Annotated in this window: 20 protein-coding genes; 7 read left to right on the top strand and 13 right to left on the bottom strand. The window is 54.4% G+C overall.

Annotated elements, in window-relative coordinates:
* The first annotated feature begins 104 nt into the window (after nt 1–104).
* A complete protein-coding gene (locus tag ACXM2N_RS04220; protein WP_458490324.1) occupies nt 105–605 on the top strand; it encodes a flavodoxin domain-containing protein in 501 nt (166 codons plus the stop codon).
* Between the two features lie 2 nt (nt 606–607).
* On the opposite strand, the gene coaA is transcribed toward ACXM2N_RS04220, so the two are convergent.
* Entirely contained in the window at nt 608–1,534 is a 927-nt protein-coding gene (gene coaA / locus ACXM2N_RS04225; RefSeq protein ID WP_458490326.1) for a type I pantothenate kinase, read from the bottom strand.
* A 359-nt stretch (nt 1,535–1,893) separates the two neighbouring features.
* Here coaA and glyA point away from each other — a divergent pair, with 359 nt between their 5' ends.
* Nucleotides 1,894–3,183 (top strand): serine hydroxymethyltransferase, encoded by a 1,290-nt coding sequence (glyA, locus tag ACXM2N_RS04230; protein WP_458490328.1) that lies wholly within the window; start codon nt 1,894–1,896, stop codon nt 3,181–3,183.
* 75 nt (nt 3,184–3,258) lie between these two features.
* On the opposite strand, the gene ACXM2N_RS04235 is transcribed toward glyA, so the two are convergent.
* The 4 genes from ACXM2N_RS04235 to ACXM2N_RS04250 all read right to left on the bottom strand — a co-directional run bounded on the left by ACXM2N_RS04235 (nt 3,259) and on the right by ACXM2N_RS04250 (nt 7,256).
* On the bottom strand, nt 3,259–4,374 hold the full coding sequence (locus ACXM2N_RS04235; RefSeq protein ID WP_458490330.1) for an HNH endonuclease signature motif containing protein: 1,116 nt from the start codon (nt 4,372–4,374) through the stop codon (nt 3,259–3,261).
* 139 nt (nt 4,375–4,513) lie between these two features.
* Entirely contained in the window at nt 4,514–6,136 is a 1,623-nt protein-coding gene (locus ACXM2N_RS04240) for an MDR family MFS transporter (RefSeq protein WP_458490332.1), read from the bottom strand.
* Nucleotides 6,137–6,158: 22 nt separating this feature from the next.
* On the bottom strand, nt 6,159–6,827 hold the full coding sequence (locus ACXM2N_RS04245) for a TetR/AcrR family transcriptional regulator (protein WP_458490334.1): 669 nt from the start codon (nt 6,825–6,827) through the stop codon (nt 6,159–6,161).
* 99 nt (nt 6,828–6,926) lie between these two features.
* Nucleotides 6,927–7,256 (bottom strand): DUF5997 family protein, encoded by a 330-nt coding sequence (locus ACXM2N_RS04250; protein ID WP_458491001.1) that lies wholly within the window; start codon nt 7,254–7,256, stop codon nt 6,927–6,929.
* 63 nt (nt 7,257–7,319) lie between these two features.
* Between ACXM2N_RS04250 and ACXM2N_RS04255 the strand changes: the two genes are divergently transcribed.
* The 3 genes from ACXM2N_RS04255 (at nt 7,320) to ACXM2N_RS04265 (ending at nt 9,574) form a co-directional block, all read left to right on the top strand.
* Complete coding sequence (locus ACXM2N_RS04255; protein WP_458490336.1) at nt 7,320–8,051, top strand: LysR family transcriptional regulator substrate-binding protein; 732 nt, start codon at nt 7,320–7,322, stop codon at nt 8,049–8,051.
* A gap of 195 nt (nt 8,052–8,246) precedes the next feature.
* Nucleotides 8,247–8,888 (top strand): LGFP repeat-containing protein, encoded by a 642-nt coding sequence (locus ACXM2N_RS04260; RefSeq protein ID WP_458490338.1) that lies wholly within the window; start codon nt 8,247–8,249, stop codon nt 8,886–8,888.
* 131 nt (nt 8,889–9,019) lie between these two features.
* Complete coding sequence (locus ACXM2N_RS04265) at nt 9,020–9,574, top strand: N-acetyltransferase family protein (RefSeq protein ID WP_458490340.1); 555 nt, start codon at nt 9,020–9,022, stop codon at nt 9,572–9,574.
* Between the two features lie 56 nt (nt 9,575–9,630).
* On the opposite strand, the gene ACXM2N_RS04270 is transcribed toward ACXM2N_RS04265, so the two are convergent.
* From ACXM2N_RS04270 to ACXM2N_RS04295, 6 genes are read right to left on the bottom strand one after another with little or no spacing between them, the layout of a single operon-like run.
* Nucleotides 9,631–11,238, bottom strand: a complete 1,608-nt coding sequence (locus ACXM2N_RS04270) for an MDR family MFS transporter (RefSeq protein WP_458491003.1) — start codon at nt 11,236–11,238, stop codon at nt 9,631–9,633.
* Nucleotides 11,239–11,281: 43 nt separating this feature from the next.
* Nucleotides 11,282–11,938, bottom strand: a complete 657-nt coding sequence (locus ACXM2N_RS04275) for a TetR/AcrR family transcriptional regulator (protein WP_458490342.1) — start codon at nt 11,936–11,938, stop codon at nt 11,282–11,284.
* 58 nt (nt 11,939–11,996) lie between these two features.
* Nucleotides 11,997–12,893, bottom strand: coding sequence for a 5-oxoprolinase subunit C family protein (locus ACXM2N_RS04280; RefSeq protein ID WP_458490344.1), 897 nt, complete (start codon nt 12,891–12,893; stop codon nt 11,997–11,999).
* Entirely contained in the window at nt 12,890–13,546 is a 657-nt protein-coding gene (locus tag ACXM2N_RS04285; protein WP_458490346.1) for a 5-oxoprolinase subunit B family protein, read from the bottom strand. The genes ACXM2N_RS04280 and ACXM2N_RS04285 overlap by 4 nt, the downstream gene beginning before the upstream one ends.
* Nucleotides 13,543–14,295, bottom strand: coding sequence for a LamB/YcsF family protein (locus ACXM2N_RS04290; RefSeq protein ID WP_458490348.1), 753 nt, complete (start codon nt 14,293–14,295; stop codon nt 13,543–13,545). Before ACXM2N_RS04290 ends, ACXM2N_RS04285 begins: the two co-directional genes overlap by 4 nt.
* Before the next feature lie 10 nt (nt 14,296–14,305).
* Entirely contained in the window at nt 14,306–15,547 is a 1,242-nt protein-coding gene (locus ACXM2N_RS04295) for an NRAMP family divalent metal transporter (RefSeq protein WP_458490350.1), read from the bottom strand.
* A gap of 293 nt (nt 15,548–15,840) precedes the next feature.
* On the opposite strand from ACXM2N_RS04295, the gene ACXM2N_RS04300 reads away from it, so the two are divergent.
* Nucleotides 15,841–16,491: a GntR family transcriptional regulator gene (locus ACXM2N_RS04300; RefSeq protein ID WP_458490352.1), complete on the top strand. Its 651-nt coding sequence runs from the start codon at nt 15,841–15,843 to the stop codon at nt 16,489–16,491.
* Nucleotides 16,492–16,569: 78 nt separating this feature from the next.
* On the opposite strand, the gene glpX is transcribed toward ACXM2N_RS04300, so the two are convergent.
* Nucleotides 16,570–17,592 (bottom strand): class II fructose-bisphosphatase, encoded by a 1,023-nt coding sequence (gene glpX, locus ACXM2N_RS04305; protein ID WP_458490354.1) that lies wholly within the window; start codon nt 17,590–17,592, stop codon nt 16,570–16,572.
* Nucleotides 17,593–17,934: 342 nt separating this feature from the next.
* Here glpX and ACXM2N_RS04310 point away from each other — a divergent pair, with 342 nt between their 5' ends.
* Nucleotides 17,935–18,504 (top strand): DUF4245 domain-containing protein, encoded by a 570-nt coding sequence (locus ACXM2N_RS04310; protein ID WP_458490356.1) that lies wholly within the window; start codon nt 17,935–17,937, stop codon nt 18,502–18,504.
* A gap of 24 nt (nt 18,505–18,528) precedes the next feature.
* Here ACXM2N_RS04310 and ACXM2N_RS04315 read toward each other — a convergent pair whose 3' ends face one another.
* Entirely contained in the window at nt 18,529–18,789 is a 261-nt protein-coding gene (locus tag ACXM2N_RS04315; RefSeq protein ID WP_458490358.1) for an exodeoxyribonuclease VII small subunit, read from the bottom strand.
* Between the last annotated feature and the right edge of the window lie 34 nt (nt 18,790–18,823).

Genomic DNA, 18,823 nt, shown 5'->3' on the forward strand with positions numbered 1-18,823 from the left:
ATCTTTTAACCTCAGCGCAGCCAGAATAAGAGTTTTACTGTCAATCCCTAACCGCGTTGATAGTGTGGGACATAGTAGTCAAGTTGGGAAGAGTAAGGCTAACAATGATCCACGTACGGTATGACAGTGTCTACGGTTCCACCAAACAATACGCCGAACGCCTCGCTGCGCTGCTGGGGACAGAGGCGTACACCTTTGACCATGCCATCCCCGAGGACGGTAGCCCCGTCATTGCTTTAAGCCCCGTGCATGGGCCGATGATCTCAGCGGTCAAACTCATCAACGAACTCCAAGGCACAGGGCGTGCACTCGCGGTAGTGGGCGTTGGAATGACACTTTTGGACGACGCCCGTAAAAAAGACCAAATGAAAAGCTTAGTGGATGACACCGTTGCTCGGTTTTACCTTCCCGGGCGCATGAACTACTCAGAGCTCACAGCCAAGCATTCCGCCATCATGGCTAGCATCATCAAAATGATCAAGCTCAAGCCCAAGAAGACCGCCAATGACAAAGCGATGATTGAGGCCTACGGAAAAGACGTAGACAGGGTCGACTTCACTGAACTCGAGCGCATCATCGATTGGGCACGCGCCGCAATGATGTAGCCCTAAAGCTTGCGCATACGCACACGCTGAATGCTGTGATCGACGGCTTTGCGCAGAGTCAACGTTGCTCGCACGCGAGTAGGCAAGATGTTTTCCACCAAGTTGGGTAGGTTAATCGTCTGCCAAATTCGCCGAGCTTCCCGTACCGCTTCAGAATCATCGAAGTCAGCGTAGTGGCTGAAGTGAGCCCCCGGCTCGCGGAAGGCGGATGTACGCAGCTGCAAGAACCGATCGATATACCAGCGTTCGATGTCCTCAGTGCGTGCGTCCACGTAGACGGAGAAATCAAATAGGTCGGACACCACGAGTGTTGGCCCAGTCTGTAGAACATTCAAGCCTTCGACAATAAGGATGTCCGGGCGGTCTACCGTGATGAATTCATCTGGAACACGGTCGTACAGGGTGTGCGAGTACACCGGTGCTTTGACGTTGGCTTTACCGGACTTGACGTCTGTTACGAACCGTAGGAGAGCACGCTGATCGTAGCTTTCTGGGTATCCCTTGCGGTTCATTATCCCGCGCCGTCGAAGCTCTGCGGAGGGGAGCAGGAATCCGTCAGTGGTGACGAGGTCTACGCGTGGGTGCGAATCCCAGCGCTGAAGGAGCACTTGCAAAAGTCGTGCCGTGGTGGACTTGCCCACGGCCACAGAGCCAGCTACGCCAATCACAAAAGGAATGTGTGTGAACTTTTCCCCAAGGAAGGTCTCAGTTGCGGTGGTTAGCTCTTGTTGCGCTTGTACTTGAAGGTGAATAAGACGAGAGAGCGGGAGGTAGACTTCGCTAACCTCTTCCAAGTCAATGTTTTCACCTATACCTCGAAGCTCCACGACCTCTTCTTCTGTCAGTACCTGCGGCATGGAGTTTCGAAGTTCTCGCCAGCTCTCCCTGTCGAACTCAAGGAAAGGGGAGGAATCATTGGTGCGCACCATAAGTCTTATTGTGCAATTCATACGGTGGAAAACAAAAACTCCACCCCGTGTGTGCACGCACTGGTGCTAACACCTTGATGCGGTCAATCTCTCAATCCGTTGCTCTAGGCGGCTGTGGCTGTCCACGCGCAGGCGGGCAGACAACGAATTACTTGCGTTTTCATTTCTTTACGTTGGATACAGCGGGTCGAGCACCGGATATAACCGGCACTTTTTGGGGGATAGCGTAGAAAATTACCCTCTTTATTTTGCGAATTTCTCGGTTACACTAATCTGCGACAGTGCGGTTAATGGCTTCTTTGGGCAAAGGGGCCGTTTTCAGCGCCAGGCGTATATGAAAGGTGCAACGGCCTAATCCCATGACGAATGACATTCGTACCCAGTCTCTGTCCGAGCTAGATCCAGAAGTACATGCAGCGATTGCAGGGGAGCTTGCTCGTCAGCGTGACACCCTGGAAATGATCGCTTCTGAGAACTTTGTTCCACGCGCTGTGCTGCAAGCACAGGGCTCCGTTTTCACCAACAAGTACGCGGAGGGCTACCCAGGCCGCCGCTACTATGGTGGCTGCGAAAACGCCGACGTCGTTGAGGATCTGGCGCGCAACCGCGCAAAGGATCTGTTTGGTGCAGAGTTCGCCAACGTGCAGCCGCATGCAGGCGCTCAGGCAAACGCTGCGGTTCTCATGGCGCTGGCTAAGCCGGGTGAGAAAATTATGGGTCTTTCCTTGGCTCACGGTGGCCACTTGACCCACGGCATGCACCTGAACTTTTCGGGCAAGCTGTATGAGGTAGCAGCTTATGAAGTTGATCCTGAAACTTTCCGCCTTGACATGGACAAGATCCGTGAGCAGGCTCTCGCTGAAAAGCCACAGGTACTGATCGCAGGTTGGTCTGCGTACCCACGCCAGCAGGATTTTGCCGCGTTCCGCTCCATCGCTGACGAAGTTGGTGCGAAGCTGTGGGTAGACATGGCTCACTTCGCTGGTCTTGTCGCTGCCGGCGTTCACCCATCACCGGTCCCACACGCCGATGTTGTTTCTTCCACCGTTCACAAGACCTTGGGTGGCCCACGCTCCGGCATCATTTTGGCCAAGGAAGAGTTTGGCAAGAAGATCAATTCCGCAGTGTTCCCAGGTCAGCAAGGTGGCCCGCTTATGCACGCAATTGCAGGCAAGGCTGTGGCACTGAAGGTTGCAGGAACCCCTGAGTTCAAGGAACTGCAGGAGCGCACCATTGAAGGCGCCCAGATTTTGGCTGAGCGTCTCATTGCCGACGACGCCAAGAACGTAGGTGTGGACGTGCTCACCGGTGGCACCGATGTTCACTTGGTCCTTGTTGATCTCCGTAACTCTGAGCTCAATGGTCAGGAAGCAGAGGATCTGCTGCATGAGGTAGGCATCACCGTGAACCGCAATGCGGTTCCGTTCGATCCACGACCACCTATGGTCACCTCCGGCTTGCGTATCGGCACTCCAGCGCTAGCTTCCCGTGGCTTCGACGCCGCTGCATTCACGGAGGTCGCAGACATCATCGCCCAAGCTCTTATTCAGGGTAAGGGAGCAGATGTTGAGGCATTGCGTGCACGCGTAACTAAGCTCGCGGAGCAGTATCCTCTATACGAGGGTCTTGAAGAATGGAAGATGTTCTAATCTAAGATAGAAGCGCCTTTCAAGGCGCGCGCCTGTAGCCGCATAACCTTATAGGTTATGCGGCTTTTGTTCTGTTTATCCGAAGATTTTTCTGCAGCCACCGAGCATGGCGAGCGGGTGCTGGTTTCTTCGATCCGGCAACCCGTAGGCGGATACCCAGTAGGCGAACGGCCCGCGTTTTTCAATATGGCCGTGGATGTTGTTCCACCAGTCATCATCGTTAATCCCGTTGTGGTAGGCACACAGTGGCACCAAATTCTTGATGTTAGTGTCGCCACCGTTTTTCCACGCCACTACGTGGTGGAGTTGGCAGTCATCGAACGCCACCGTGCATCCTGGTGCTACACAGGTGGGGTTTTCCGCGAACGCCGCTAGGCGTTGTTTCTGGTTGGCAAACCGTTGTGTGCGGAACATGTTGAGGGTGCCTTCTTCTTCATCCACAAGAGCAACCAGGCCGTAGTCTGCTAGTAGGCGTTCTAGGTATTCTTTATCCGTTAGGACGGTGCCGTCAGAACACACCACCTTAATACCGTCACCGTCACCGCGGATGATCTTGGCGTGTTCTTCAACGGGGACGACCACCAGTGGTGTGTAGCCACCTTGGGGCACGCTGGCGTCGCTGCGGAGGAGTTCGGCGAAGGCTTCACCCCGGGCCTGATTCTTCGTTTTGTCGGAGTCTTGTTCCATGATGCTGGCAACAGACTCTTTGAGGCTGCGGTTGATGTCGGCGAGTTGTGCTTGTGGTGCGGTGAAATAGAGGGTGCCCATGCCGTCTGCACCACGCACAATACGCATGGCGGTATTGCGTGTGGCGGGTGGTTGTTTCAGTTCTTTCACGCGCTTGAGGGCGAGTGTGTTGATCACCGCCGCAGGCCGTGGTGTGTTGGTGAGTTCGCGCCACAACACCCATTGTTCGCGTTCAGTGGTGAGTTTTTCTACGTGCCGGCGGATCATGGTGAGCACGGAGACGGAGAAACCATGGGCAATAGCTGCTTCCAGTGTCTTGCGTTGCTGCATGCTGTACCGAGTCTTGCCATACAACCAAGAGGCGGTGCCGATGAGTTCTTTCGCGTCGCGTGGGGCGATGGTGTCGAACTCCCAGTGTTTGCGGCCGTGGAATGCGCGCAGCAGGATGGCACCGCTTCCCATGGCGGTGAGGTAGTCCTTGAGTGCTGCGTGATCATCGGTCATGGCACCAACCGTAAACGCACACACAAGACAAGAACAGCAGCCCCTAGAAAACCCTGTGGATAACCCAAACCGGAAGTAAAAGTTATCCACAGGGTGGCGCTTAGATTTGGCGCATCGGGTGCGCCGTGTACTGGGAGGCCTAGTGAGCTTCCTGTGCTTTCGCTGCTTCCATCTCCATTTCTAGGGTGGTCTCACGCAGCTTCTCGTGTTTGACAAAGATCACGAGGACGAGCGCAATGAGGACGAGTGGGATAAGCATGGTGAATACCGGGAGCAGGGCGTCATTGTAGGCGTAGACAACGGCGTCGTGTAGTGGCTCAGGGAGTGCTTCCACGCTTGCTGGCGTCAGGGAGTTGGAATCTACACCGCCCTGGGCGGCAAATGCCTGCTGCTGTTCGGGTGGTAGCTGGGAGACGGCGCTTGGTAGGCGTTCGGCCATTTCGTCTTTGAGGTTGCCTACGAAGATGCCTCCAACGAGTGCTGAGCCTACGGAGGATCCGATCTGGCGGAAGAAGTTGTTGACTGCCGTAGCGGAACCAACCACTGCCATGGGGAGTGTGTTTTGGACAATCAGTACAAGTACCTGCATTGCTAGGCCGAGTCCCATGCCCAGAACGAAGAGGTAGATAGCGATCTCCCACATTGGGATGCTTGGGCGTAGAAGGTGGAACAGGCCAAGGGCCGCAAGCACGACGATGAGGCCGATGATAGGGAAGTGGCGGTACTTGCCAGTCTTGGCAATGCGCAAACCGGACCAGATGGAGAAGCCCATCATGCCCACCATCATAGGGATCATCATGTAGCCGGCTTCAGTTGCGGAGACTTGCTTTACCATCTGCATGTACGTTGGCAGGTAGCCCAGAATGCCGAACATTGTGACGCCCAGGACTAGACCTGCTGTTGTTGTGAGCGCAAAGTTACGGTTCTTGAAGAAGTCCAGCGGAATGAGAGGGTTCTTTGCCTTTGATTCAACGATAACCAGCAGAATGGCACCGATGATGGAGGTGATGATGAGCCCGATGATGAGTGGGTCGCTCCACTCATATTCAGATCCGCCCCATGTGCAGAACAGGATGAGGGATACGGTGGACACAACGGTGAGGATGGTTCCCAGATAGTCCCACGTGAACGGAGGGTAGTCTCGCTTTGGGATTTGTAGGAAAATTACGGCGATGACGATGGCGATGATGGCCAGAGGCACGTTCATCCAGAACGCCCATCGCCAGTTCACGTGCTCAGTGAAGAAGCCACCAAGCAGCGGCCCAAGGACGGCGGAGAGCCCGAAGATGCCGCCCATGACACCCATGTATCGGCCGCGTTCGCGGGCAGGGATGATGTCTGCGATGATCGCTTGCGAGAGGATCATCAAACCGCCAGCGCCGATTCCTTGGATGGCGCGTCCAGCAATGAGCATTGCCATGGAGTCCGCGAGACCACCAACGATGGAACCTGCTAAGAAGATGCCGATTGCGCCGAGGAATAGCGGCTTGCGCCCAACTTGATCGCCTGCCTTGCCAAAGATTGGCAGCATGACGGTCTCCGCCACCATGTACGCGGTGATGACCCACATCATGTGGTCTACGCCGCCTAGTTCGCCAACAATCGTGGGGAGGGCCGTGGAGAAGATCATTTGGTCAAGCGATGCCAGCAGCATCGTGACCATGAGTGCGGAGAGAACCCACCAAGCGCGTTTTTGTTGCTCTGGGGTCATTGTGGAAGGAATTTTCTCCTTCTTTTTGCGCTTTAATGTGCGATTAGACATGGTGTTAGGACTCACTTCTGAATTAGTTTCGCGTAAGAGCTTGGATGCTATCAACCGATGTGCGAACGCAGCTGAGGAGCTGGCTGGCTGTTTTTTCGCCCGGCAAGCTTTCCCATACTGGGATAGCTAGGCCGATGGCCATGAAGCAGAGCGAGGTTACGTACTGGGCTTCTTGTTCGGGCGCGAGTGTTGTGCGTGCTTTTTCTGGGTGCAATTCCAAGTACCTAGCCATGAGTTCATTGGCGCGGTGTTGGCGCTGGTGGAAGGCGTTGAGCATGGCTCCGTGAAGCTCTGGTTCACGTTGTTTGATGTGCTCGCGGCGTTTAAGGATCTCAACGTCACACGTGTTGTCTTTGGTGATGAGGTGAACGAGGAGTTCAGTGGCCTTGATGAGCAGGGACTCATCTGTGCTTTGTATGGTGAGGAAGGCCGCTGTGTCGGCCTGGCTAGGGGAGCTGGGGCCTTGCCCCATGACTGCCTCCTCCTTGGTCGAGAAGTAATTGAAGAACGTTCGTGGCGATATGCCCGCGGCGTTCGAAATGTCCTCGACCGTAACGTTATGCATTCCCAGGGCGAGGACTAGGCGCGTGGCGTGATCCTCAATGTCAGCTTTGGTCCGCCGTTTTTTAGTCTCGCGCGGGCTTAACGCGCCTGGGTCTTCGCGGGAATAGATGTCCAGTGGGGAAGGCATGCGGGAAAGCCTACTCTTATTTTTGCAGTCACTGCAAAATGGGAATGGGTAAAAAATACCAGTTCCCGCGATTGCTGCGGGAACTGGTGGGAGTAGGTTTTAGGCTTCGCCGCGCTCTGCGCGGGCCTCAGCCAGCTGGGTGCGGGCTGTGCGCAGCCACTCGGGCTGGTCGGAAAGCAAAGCCTTGATCTCTGCGGTGGTGAGCGGCTTGTCCATGTCGTTGCGCTTGAGAGCGGCGATGGTGATGCCAAGCTTTTGGGCGACCACGGCGCGTGGGTGTGGCCCGTTCAGGCGTAGATCCTTGAGCCACTGCGGTGGGTTGTTCTGGAGTTCCACGAACTGCTCGTGCGTGACAGCGTTTGCCTGGAACTCCTCTGGCGTTGCTGGCAGGTAGATGCCAAGCTTCTTTGCGGCGGTCTGGGCCTTCATAGCGGTGCCAGACGGCTTGATTACAGATTCTTCATTCACGCTCTAAACGGTAGCATTAACGCCATGCTCCGTTTAAGTTTCATCACCGGCACCGAGCCTGACAAGTGGTTTTTCCGTTTCCGTGAACGCACGGCGCACGGCACGCTCGTGGATATTCCTTCGGACGACCCCTTGGGTTTGCTGCTTTCCGACGAAGCAGACCTCGCGCTGACCAGGCTTCCTGATCCACGCGTGGCCGAAGGCGGCCCGCTCCACGTCGTGGAGCTCTACGATGAGCAGGCAGGCATTGCCCTCAATAAGGACAATGAAATCACCATTGTGGATCCTGTCGGATCCACTGATATTGAGGGGGAGATCCTCAACTACAAGATCGCCGATGACGGTCGCATAGATTACGACGCGCTGCGTATAGCTTTGTCCGTGGTGGGGGCTAATGTTGGCGTAGCCATTGCTCCGCGGCCACTGCTCAAGGTCCTCGCAAAGAAAGAGGTGGCACACCGCGGGTACTCGGGTGACGTTGCTAAGACACGCATTGCATTGGTGTGGAAGAAGGAAAAAGATTCAGAGGCCATTCAGGATTTTGTGGGCATCGCTAAAGGCCGAACCGCTAATTCCTCCCGCCAAGAAAAGCCGAAGCTGAGCGCCAGCGAGAAGGCTAAGGCTAAGCAAGAACGCCGAGCCAAGGCGGGCAAGAAAACGACTACCAAAACGCAGAAAACTAAAAATAACAGGCGTGAGACTAAGTCGTTACCAAACAGAAAGAAACCCTCTGTGCAGCGAAAACGGCGTAAATAAATTGTGTAAAATGTAGATTTTTCTCACATTGGCTCGCTGAAGGTTGATGTAGCTATGGGATTCGCCATAAAGTTAGGAATTACAGCAAACGAGCGCGAGAAAGTTTAATTAATCTTCACACTTGCTATCGTTCGCAGCTTTAAACAAATCGTTGTTCGGCGCCGTTTAGCGTGGAACACATGAAAGGACGTATTTATGAAGAACATCTCCCGCAAGGTAATGGCTGGTTTCGCTGCAGCTACTCTGACCCTGGGTATGGTCGCTTGCTCCTCTGAGGAGGTTTCTGACGCAGCTAACGAGGTTTCTGACGCTGCAAACGAGGCAGGCGCAGCTGCTTCCTCCGTAGTTGACGAAGCATCCTCCGCAGTTAACGACGCCACCGATGGCGACGAGTCCGAAGCAGCGGACGCTTCCGAGGTAGTGGAGACCACCACCAACGACGCAGAAGAGCCAGAGCAGGGTGACATGGCCGTCATCAACACCGCTGACGGTGAGGCTGAGGTTCCAGCTGCATTCGCTTCCGCTATTGAAGAGCGCGTAGCTGAGTGGGGCGAGGTTAAGGAAATCACCAACGAGGCAGCTGGCTCCCTGGCTGAGTTCGATGGTGGCAACCTGCTGGCATTCGCATCTGAGACCCAGACCGCTGCTCCACTGGTAGGTAAGATCGCTGAGACCTGGATGTCCGAGGGTGGCCTGGACGCAAACGTTGGCCTGCCAACCGGTCCTGAGCAGGTTCAGGGCAAGGGCTGGATCCAGGAATTCCTCAACGGCACCATCTCCTGGCAGCCAGGTGACAACGGTGAGTACGAGGCTGACATCGAAGAGACCGTAGAGTAAAAACTCTGACGTCTTGAAGCTCTTCTAATCTCCTTTTATGGAGACTTAGGAGAGCTTTTTGCATGTGGCTACCGCGGCGGTTGTGAAACTTTTCTTGCAGCGATTCGATTTTTTGACCACAATTGGAGTGTATGAGTGCCATGGACTTTAACATTCGCCCACTGCGACGCGCAGACTTTGGCCAAGTACAGCAGATTTACTTGCTGGGTCTTGAAACTGGCCATGCTACGTACGAAGTAGAGGCACCGAGTTGGGAGTACTTCTCTGGTACCAAAATCCCAGAAACCCTCTTCGTTGCGGTGGAAGCCGATGATGATGCCAAAGTTCTTGGCTGGGTGGCAGCAGGCCCTATTTCCACTCGCAGGGTCTTCCACGGAGTAGTAGAGGATTCCATCTACATCCACAAAGATGCCCAAGGGCGTGGAGTAGCCGGTGCGCTATTAGATAAGCTCATCGAGGCCTGCCAAGCGATGGGCAAGTGGACCATCCATTCATGGGTATTCCCAGAAAACGAGGGCTCAGCCAAACTGCACATGTCCCGCGGGTTTGAAAAAGTAGGATCCTTTTCCCACTTGGCCAAGATGACGTACGGGGAAATGGCAGGAGAGTGGCGCGGGGTGGACATCTACGAAAAGCTACTTCCAAAGCCCGATATTGATGACGTAGAAGCAGCAGCGCTTACCTAAAGTACAGAAAAAGCCGCACACTCATGAAAAGTGTGCGGCCCTATTTTTTAAATACGTTACTTGGTATTGCGTAGCTCGTTCTCTGTGACGAACAACAGGACGATGACAGCGATGACAGATACTGGTGCCAGCATGAGGAACACCGGCGTCAGCGCATCGTTGTAGGCGTTCGCAATGGCGTCAGAGATCACAGGAGGAAGCTGTGAGACCAAGCCAGGCGTGAGATCGGACACGCCAGTCGACGGATCAAATCCGCCCAGATCAATCCCGTTTTCGCGAGCTTGGGTCAACGCCGGTGGAAGCTTCTGGGCAATTTGGGTGCCAAGGGCTGACAAGAAGATGGAACCCACGAGTGCGGAGCCCAGCGAGCCACCAACCTGACGGAAGAAGTTGTTAGTGCCGGTAGCGGTGCCAACCTTGGTAATAGGGAAGGAGTTCTGCACAATCAGCACGAGGATCTGCATGGTAGATCCTAGGCCGATGCCGAAGATTGCAAAGAAGATGCCTACCTTGATGAGAGAATCACCAGCACTCAAGGTGGACAGTAATACCATGGCGACGGTGATGATGACTTGGCCAACCAGCGGGTAAATCTTGTACTTACCGGTTCGTGTCACCCAGTTGCCCACCACGGTGGAGGTGATGATCATGCCACCCATCATCGGGATCATCATCAAGCCTGCGTTGGTAGGCGATAGGCGGTACACCATTTGAAGGTAGGTAGGGAGATACGCCAGGGCGCCAAACATCATGATGCCCACGGCAAATCCCGCCAAAGTGGTCAGCACGAAATTGCGATTCTTGAACAGATCCATGGAGATCAGCGGGTCCTTGACCTTGAGCTCAATGATGACAAAGAGTACGGCAAAGATGATGGTAGTAGCGATCAGTCCAAGAATTACCGGACTAGACCATTCGTAATCGCGGCCGCCCCAGGTGACGAAGAGAACGAGTGCTGCGGTAAAAACGGACATCGTGATGGTACCAAGCCAGTCCACGCGGAATGTTTGTGGCTTAGATGGCAGACGGAGGAAAGCCATAATGGCGATCACGGTGATAATTCCCAGTGGAAGGTTGAGCCACATACCCCAGCGCCAACCAGGACCGTCAGTGAACCAGCCACCTACGAGTGGACCCAAGATTGAAGCCAAGCCAAAGACGGAACCCATCACGCCCATGTACTTACCGCGTTCGCGCGGGGTGGTAACCTCCGCCATGATTGCCTGCGAAAGGATCATCATTGCGCCAGCCGCGATGCCCTGGAGTGCACGACCAGCGATGAGGATCCCCATGTTCTGAGCTGTAGCACCCACAATCGATGCAGCGATGAAAAGGACGTTTGCAGCGATGAATACCGGCTTCTTATTAAGCTGATCACCAAGCTTGCCAAAGATTGGCAGTGCGATGGTTTGTCCTAGTAGGAAAGCAGTGATGACCCAGGACATGTGCTCGACGCCGCCGAGCTCGCCAACGATTGTTGGTAGCGCGGTGGTAAAGATCATCTGTCCCAGCGCAGACATGAGCATGCTGAGCATCAGTGCTGCGATGATGAACCAGATTCGATCAGAGTTATCCTGCTGGCACTCTTTGCGCGCCTGAAGGCTAGACTTTTTAGCATCGATCTCGGCGTGATCCTCAGGTTCTAGGATGGGGCCGTTTCCCATGTCATCGTTGAACATGACTTCTTTCATAATGTAAAGCTCCTTCCTAGAGTTTCTTTATCTGGGTCATGGTGACAATGTCGTCTAATGCCTCGAAGCACTTGGCTTTTAGATCACTGCCGTCGGCGCCGGAGTCAGACAGCCAGCGATTGTATCCCCCACGGATTGCACAAGTGATCACGAGAGCGAGAGTTTCCGCCTCACGTTCTGGTTGGCTTTCGCCTCCAAGGGAACACGCCTGCGGGTAACGGGTGAAATACTCGGTGGCGAGCTCTTGAATTGCAATGAAATACGTAGCGATCAGAGTTGATGCTTGGTGGTCGATCTCTGGATTCTCGCGACGAATCTTCTTGCGACGGCGAATGATCTCTGAGTGATTGTCAGGCGCGGATGCGTTCCTGGCGATCAGGTTATCCAAGCTTAGTGAGAGCAGAACCTTGAAAAGATCTTTGTGCTGGGTGGACAAAAATGCATCGCGCTGGGCGCCCGTTGGTGCCTGTGGTGGAGCTCCAAGAACCGCTTGTTCCTTGCTTTCGACGTAGTTGAAGAACGTGCGTTTGGAAATCTGCACCTCCTGGCAGATGTCTTCAACCGTCACGGCTTGGAACCCGCGCTCGGAAACGAGACGGGTTGCATGCTCTTCAATGGCCGCGAGTGTTTGGCGGCGTTTGCGTTCACGAAGTGAGTCGCCGGTCTGTGTCATGAACACAGACCCTACGCCGAGTTTGCACTCGGTGCAAAAATTTACTTTGTGAACTTAATTACTGGGTGTAACTTCCCAAGCGGAAGGTCACTTTTGAACCCGGTGCGAGCTGCGCACTGCGATCACAGGACCGAGATGTCAGTACGGCAATGACTGGATAACCGCCTGTCACAGGGTGGTCTGGGCCAAAAATAACTGGCTGGCCGTTGGGTGGAATCTGGATACTTCCTCTTACCATTCCTTCGGAGGCTAGTTCGCCTTCGCGAGCTCGAACCAGAGGGATCTCACCAGTAACGCGAATCCCAACGCGGTCGGAATCGGTGGTGACTGTATAGGTTTGGGAGAGAAAAGCAGCTATAGATTCTTGAGTAAACCAGTCCGCGCGCGGCCCCATGATGACGTGGAGCGTCTCAGTATCAAGGCGACGCCACAGTGGTGGAATTTTGCGGATCATCGGCCACCAGTTCGCTTCAGCAATATGTGAACCCGCTGACACAACGTCGCCCTCCACAAGAGGGGAGGGGCCGATGCCACTGAGAGTGTCGGAGGAAGCGGACCCTAAGGTGGTGTCTGCGGCAATACCTCCTCGGATAGCAAGGTAGCTTCGCAGACCGTACTCTGCCGGCAGGAGCGTGATTCTATCGCCGGCCTGCAAATCAATCACAGTATTTGTGTAGGACTTGCGCCGAGTCCCGTCGGTGAACTCAATTACTGAATCCGTGCCAGTCACGATGATGGTGATGGGGCTTAAGGCCGTAGCGCTGAAGTTGCCGAACAGTATCTCAATCAGTGGAGCGTTGGCATCATTGCCCACGGCATGGTTTGCGCGGGCGGCAGACAAGCGATCGAAACTGCCAGACGGGCTTACACCCACGGTGGAAAACCCAAATCGTCCGCGGTCCTGAATCAGCGCGCGTGGCCCAGGATTGTTAATGAGTAGCGCTGGTATGTTCATCGTGTGATCTCCGTGAATCGAACGCGGTCACCTGGCTTGATCAGCGACGGCGAGGGGCGATCTAGATCCCACAGCGGGGACGTTGTGGAACCGATAATCTGCCAACCACCGGGGGATTGCTGCGGATAGACGGCACTGAAGGCGCCTGCAAGGGCGACGGCCCCAGCTGGGATTTGCGTGCGAGGTGATTCACGGCGCGGTACGGATAATGCGTCACTGGCACGTGCTGGAACGAGATACATGAATCCCGGTGAGAATCCGCCAAACGCTGCTACCCATTGAGTGGACGTGTGCCAGTGAATGAGTTCCTTCTGTCCCAGCCCGGTGTGTTTTTTAAGTACGTCAAAGTCAAGACCAGTGGTGTAGTCAACCTCAATGGTGACAGCGTCCCCTGAGTGGGAATTACGATCTGTAGGGGAGTAATCAGCGCTTTCCACTATGGCCTTGAGGTCAGTGAGGGACAGCTGGGGAGATTCCAGAATGACAAGAATTGTCTCTGCAGCGGGAACCAGCTCCCTTACACCGGATAAATCACCATTCTTCAAACGTTCACGTAACACGTCGTGGATGGCGAGGACGGCCCCCAACTTGTCTTCGCGGTCATCGTCGACGGTGATGAGGTAGGCACAATCTCCGCAGGGTGAAATAATCACGCCGATACCTCAAAGCCGTTGGCCTTCAGCAAGGCGATGATGGATTCCACATGCTCGATAGCCTCAGGGGTATCACCGTGGACGCAAATCGAATCTGCATTCAGCGAAAGTGCAGTGCCATCGACAGCTGTAATTGGTGAGTTTTGAGCAAACGCTAATGCTTGGGCAGCAACCACGCTGGCATCATGATGGACCGCGCCGGGCAGTGAACGACTGACTAGGGTGCCGTCCGGGTTATAGGCTCGGTCCGCGAAAACTTCCTCAATTACCCGTAACCCAGCGTCCCGGGCCCAATCCACAATGGGCGCGCCAGACAACGCCATTAAAGAGAGTGAGGAATCAAACTGGGTAATCGCTCTTATGACCGCCCGCGCCAAATCTTCATTGACGGCGATGGTGTTGTACATCGCGCCGTGTGGTTTTACGTAACTCAGTTGAGTCCCCGCTGCGCGGGCGGCGGCCTGTGCAGCGCCGAGCTGATAAATGACTTCAGCTTCGAGTTCCGCAGGGAAGTATTTCATTTCCCGGCGGCCAAAACCCGCAAGGTCCCGGTAGCCCGGGTGAGCGCCCACGCGAACGCCGTTGGCCGCAGCCTCGCGCATGGTTGACAGCAGCACCAGCGGATCTCCAGCGTGGAACCCGCATGCTACGTTAGCGCTGGATACAAGGCCTAGCAGAGCCGCATCATTCCCGGTGACGTAGGCGCCGAAGCTTTCACCGAGGTCAGCGTTGAGATCTATGGTGTTCATAAGGGAATTCCTAACTCCTAAGTAGATCGAAAACTCCACCGAATGAAGTCCAAGCCAAGAACCAAGCAACAACAACTGCCACGAGGCCCACGATAATTAACCACTTCGGGTACTTGTATCCATGAAGCAATTGATCAGATTTGAAGATGCCGATGAACAGTATGAGTGTGAAGCCGATCGGCAGAACCAGCCCGTTGAAAGCTCCGGCGAAGACAAGCAGGACAGCCGGAGCGGTACCAAGCGCCAAAAAGACAGACAGGGAGATTGCGATGAAAATTACCGTAATCCAGTCCTGTATCTTGGCTGATTCTGGTTTCGTGGAGACGAGGAAGGACGCAGAAGTGTAGCTAGCACCAATGACGGAGGACAATGCGGCTGCGAACAGAACGAAGCCGAAGATGCGCAGGCCGACGTTACCAGCTGCCACTTCGAATGCCTGCGCTGCCGGATTGCCAGCGGCGTCCAGCTGCGTACCGGCAGCAACGACGCCAAGGATCGCGAGGAACAGCAGAATGCGCATCACGCCGGTCAGCAAGATGCCTGTGACAGATGACTTAGTGACGCTCTTGACGTGTCCCACGCCAGACTGGCCCGAGTCCAACATGCGGTGCGCGCCTGCATAAGTGATGTAACCACCGACAGTACCGCCGACAAGGGTGGTGATGACGAGCCAGTCAACGGTTTCTGGCATGACTGTGTTGCGTAGCGCATCGCCTACAGGCGGGTCAGACACGACCGCCACGTAGAGGGTCAAAATCATCATTCCAATGCCCAAGAAAACCAGCAGCTTGTCCAGCGCTTTGCCGAGTACTTTGAAGACGAAAATGGCAATTGCGATCACGGCGGTAATGGCGCCACCGATCTTCGGGTCAAGACCGATCATGGCGTTGAGCCCTAACCCTCCGCCTGCAATATTGCCGATGTTGAAGACCAAGCCACCAATGCAGATCAGTGCGGCCAACAGCCACCCCAGACCGGGAAGAACGGCGTTTGCGAGTTCTTGTGCTCGCATTCCGGATATGCCGATAACACGCCAAACGTTGAGCTGAATCGCGATATCCAGAAGGATGGAAACCACGATGGCGAAAGCGAAGGCTGCGCCGAGTTGGTTGGTAAATGTTGCGGTTTGGGTAAGGAAGCCAGGACCGATAGCGCTGGTGGCCATGAGGAAGATTGCACCTAAAAGGGTGCCACGCTGGGTAGCTTGAGCAGCCGCTTGCTTGATTGGTGTTGCTGGCGTGGACTCGGACATTGTCTCAACGCTCCTCGTACGGATTGTTCAACAATTATTTTCCGTGATTCTAAGTCCAGGTTGAGTCATCAGACAAGCCCTAAAAGTAACGGGGGCAACAGAAAGATCTAAAAAGTATTACAAGTCACGGTCGAGTGGGGCTGGGTAATTGAAGGATGAAATTGCGCCGATTACTCTCTGTTGCATCCTCACAAACCACTAAGCCAGCTGCTTTTTTCATCAGTATGGGGCCATCTTCTTGAATTAGAATGGTCCAAGTCTGGAAATATCGGTTCGTGGATAGTGTGAGGGCTGTGTCAAAAAAGGATTCTCTTAACACCACGGTGGGGCAAGCTGCGGAGCGCATCACCAAGATGGTGCTGGATGGCGAGTTGCATCCTCGACAGAAACTCAACGAAGTGGATTTTGCTGCCAAGTTGGGTGTCTCTCGTAACTCCCTCCGAGAAGCATTCAGGCTGCTCATCAGGGATGGGCTATTAGTTTATCGCTCACATCGTGGGGTATTTGTGCGTAGCTATGAGCCATCTGAAATTCGCGACCTATACGCCTTTCGTGAATTCATTGAGAATGCTGCGCTCGCGAAATACCATCCAGAAGACGCGTTGAGCGACTACGTCGTTCGCCAAATGCTCACTATTACGGAAGCTAGCGAAAAGGGTCAAGCCGAACAGGATTGGACTGAGGTAGCCAAGCGGAATACTGAGTTCCATCTAGCGATCTTTTCGTTGTCTGGTAACCAACGGGTGGTTCAGCTGGGTAGGGACATTCTCATCCAGTCCAAGCTTATTTTCATGGATTCGGGCCACCCAGAGAGTGTTCATGGCCCTTTCGTGGCGCGCAACAAAGAGATCGCCGTGATGCTGGAAGCGGGAGAAATCGGAATTGCCCAGCAGTTGCTCGCAGACTATCTAGTGGATTCTCGCGACATCATGGTACGGCGTTAGCCTGAAGGGGCGACAAAAACGGGGCGGTTGCTCGGTTTTCCCAAGCAGCCGCCCCATATACCTATGAGTGCGGAACCCTTAGAGGTTGTCCTTCTTGTGATCTACGGAGTAGTCAACAACAGAGTATTCCTGCAGCTTTGCAAGCTTGTGTACAGACTCAATGAAGCGAACGGTACCCGACTTAGAACGCATAACGAGGGAACGAGTGGTGGCGCCATTCTTACGGTAGGAGACACCGCGCAGCATATCGCCATTGGTAACGCCGGTAGCTACGAAGTAGCAGTTGTCGGAAGATACCAGGTCATTAGTGTGCAGTACCTTGCCTAGCTCGTGACCAGCGGCAAGTGCCTTCTCTTCCTCGGCCTTGTCCTTAGGTGCAAGGATGCCCTGGATTTCGCCACCCATGCACTTCATTGCACAAGCAGTGATGATGCCCTCTGGGGTACCACCGGTACCCATCATGATGTCAACAGAGTTGTCATCCTTAGCTGCTGCGACAGCACCTGCAACGTCACCGTCACGAATCAGGCGAACCTTTGCGCCTGCGGCACGGATTTCCTTGATCAGCTCGACGTGGCGTGGGCGGTCAAGGACGACTACGGTGACGTCGGTTGGATTGATGCCCTTGGCCTTAGCTACCGCATCAATGTTGTGGGCGACTGGGGCGGTGATGTCAATACATCCGACAGCGTCAGGGCCCACCGCGATCTTCTTCATGTAGAACACTGCGGATGGGTCAAACATGGAGCCGCGCTCCGATGCCGCAAGAACGGAAATTGCATTGGGGCGACCCTCTGCCATCAGGGAAGTGCCGTCAACTGGGTCAACAGCGATGTCAACCTCAGCACCTTCACCGGTACCAACCTTCTCACCGTTGAAGAGCATTGGTGCCTCGTCCTTTTCGCCCTCACCAATGACAACGACACCATTCATGGTTACAGAGTTGATCAGTTTACGCATCGCGTCAACTGCTGCGCCGTCACCCTCGTTCTTCATTCCTCGGCCAACCCAGCGGCCGGATGCCAGCGCAGCGGCCTCGGTGACTCGAACCAATTCGAGAGCTAGGTTGCGGTCCGGAATCTCTGGGTGAAATTCACTCATGAGGAAGTGCCTCCTAAGGCGGTGAAAAATTTTGCGTTGTAGTTCTGCCGGTGCGAAAGAGTTTCGGATACCCGAAACTTTGTAAAAAGAGCACGCATTAGTAGCGTGCTCAAGCACTCTGCCCTCAATTGTTCCACTCGAACCGTGATTTGTGGTGTAAATGCTCACCCGAAAGTGGGCATTTAGGTGCACCTGGGGCAGCAAAACTCACATTCGTGCAGCGAACTGTAGGAAAAACTCACTATTAAGTGGCCATAAACACACCCACTTGTTGGCGTAGTCAGGTGTTTGCCGGCGGACGGGGTTAGTGATTACTCAGTGTTTAATGCAATACTTGGTCTCGTGGCTGAACAGAAACCAAAAATCTTTGAAGACGGAAGAGACATGTTCTACTCCGTCGCTGTCATTGTGTTCGTGATGGTAATTGCTGTGGCTTTTACCGGCATGTGTACCTTCGAGCGCGACACTGCAGATAATTCCCACTTGCAAAAGGTGGATGCGGAGTCATTCCTCAATCTCGAAGCGCGCAATGCGCAATTCCCCATCCGCCTGCCAGCCACACCAGAAGAATGGACCATTAATTCCGCCCGACGCTCAGCTGTAGCAGGTAAACAGGCTGCCGTAGTGGGCTGGGTTCTCCACAAGGATGGCTATATTTCTCTCACCCAAACTGACGCAACGGTTGAGGAAGCTGTGGACGACCACTCTGAGCACCCCGTTGCAGAAGAATCAACCTACCAAGTGGATGGTCAGGACGTGATCAAGTACCGATGGGATGAACGCGACGTCCGTGACCTGAGGGTGGTTGATCTAGGTGACGTTCGGCTCCTGGTTTCTGGGGCGGCTACTGATGACGAATTCGATGACTTTATCTCAAAGACCGTCAATACTGACCCAATCCCCACTAATTAATTATTTTGCCTTCCGCGTAGGCTATTAATTCTCGGCGTTGCCCTCCGAACTAGAGCCAAGTGCGCGCTCGACGCGCTCTTGGGCGCCAGCAAGATGCTCTTCGCAACGCTTTGCCAGCGCTTCACCGCGTTCCCAAAATTTCAAAGACTCATCTAGGCTCATCTGTCCCAGTTCAAGAATTCGCACGATCTCCGCTAGCTCGTCACGTGCTTGCTCGTAGGAGAGCTGATCTACGGGGATGAAGTCAGGGTTGGAAGATCCATGGCCAATTACGTCAGTATTCATTAGGGGAGTTTCCTTTACTCGTTTCAACTACTGG

Source organism: Corynebacterium sp. ZY180755 (assembly GCF_054331495.1).

Excerpts from the sequence above, each read along its gene's own strand:
- ACXM2N_RS04220 (WP_458490324.1), top strand. The coding sequence starts at position 105 with ATGATCCACGTACGGTATGACAGTGTCTACGGTTCCACCAAACAATAC.
- coaA (WP_458490326.1), bottom strand. The coding sequence starts at position 1,534 with ATGGTGCGCACCAATGATTCCTCCCCTTTCCTTGAGTTCGACAGGGAG.
- glyA (WP_458490328.1), top strand. The coding sequence starts at position 1,894 with ATGACGAATGACATTCGTACCCAGTCTCTGTCCGAGCTAGATCCAGAA.
- ACXM2N_RS04235 (WP_458490330.1), bottom strand. The coding sequence starts at position 4,374 with ATGACCGATGATCACGCAGCACTCAAGGACTACCTCACCGCCATGGGA.
- ACXM2N_RS04240 (WP_458490332.1), bottom strand. The coding sequence starts at position 6,136 with ATGTCTAATCGCACATTAAAGCGCAAAAAGAAGGAGAAAATTCCTTCC.
- ACXM2N_RS04245 (WP_458490334.1), bottom strand. The coding sequence starts at position 6,827 with ATGCCTTCCCCACTGGACATCTATTCCCGCGAAGACCCAGGCGCGTTA.
- ACXM2N_RS04250 (WP_458491001.1), bottom strand. The coding sequence starts at position 7,256 with ATGAAGGCCCAGACCGCCGCAAAGAAGCTTGGCATCTACCTGCCAGCA.
- ACXM2N_RS04255 (WP_458490336.1), top strand. The coding sequence starts at position 7,320 with ATGCTCCGTTTAAGTTTCATCACCGGCACCGAGCCTGACAAGTGGTTT.
- ACXM2N_RS04260 (WP_458490338.1), top strand. The coding sequence starts at position 8,247 with ATGAAGAACATCTCCCGCAAGGTAATGGCTGGTTTCGCTGCAGCTACT.
- ACXM2N_RS04265 (WP_458490340.1), top strand. The coding sequence starts at position 9,020 with ATGAGTGCCATGGACTTTAACATTCGCCCACTGCGACGCGCAGACTTT.
- ACXM2N_RS04270 (WP_458491003.1), bottom strand. The coding sequence starts at position 11,238 with ATGGGAAACGGCCCCATCCTAGAACCTGAGGATCACGCCGAGATCGAT.
- ACXM2N_RS04275 (WP_458490342.1), bottom strand. The coding sequence starts at position 11,938 with ATGACACAGACCGGCGACTCACTTCGTGAACGCAAACGCCGCCAAACA.
- ACXM2N_RS04280 (WP_458490344.1), bottom strand. The coding sequence starts at position 12,893 with ATGAACATACCAGCGCTACTCATTAACAATCCTGGGCCACGCGCGCTG.
- ACXM2N_RS04290 (WP_458490348.1), bottom strand. The coding sequence starts at position 14,295 with ATGAACACCATAGATCTCAACGCTGACCTCGGTGAAAGCTTCGGCGCC.
- ACXM2N_RS04295 (WP_458490350.1), bottom strand. The coding sequence starts at position 15,547 with ATGTCCGAGTCCACGCCAGCAACACCAATCAAGCAAGCGGCTGCTCAA.
- glpX (WP_458490354.1), bottom strand. The coding sequence starts at position 17,592 with ATGAGTGAATTTCACCCAGAGATTCCGGACCGCAACCTAGCTCTCGAA.
- ACXM2N_RS04315 (WP_458490358.1), bottom strand. The coding sequence starts at position 18,789 with ATGAATACTGACGTAATTGGCCATGGATCTTCCAACCCTGACTTCATC.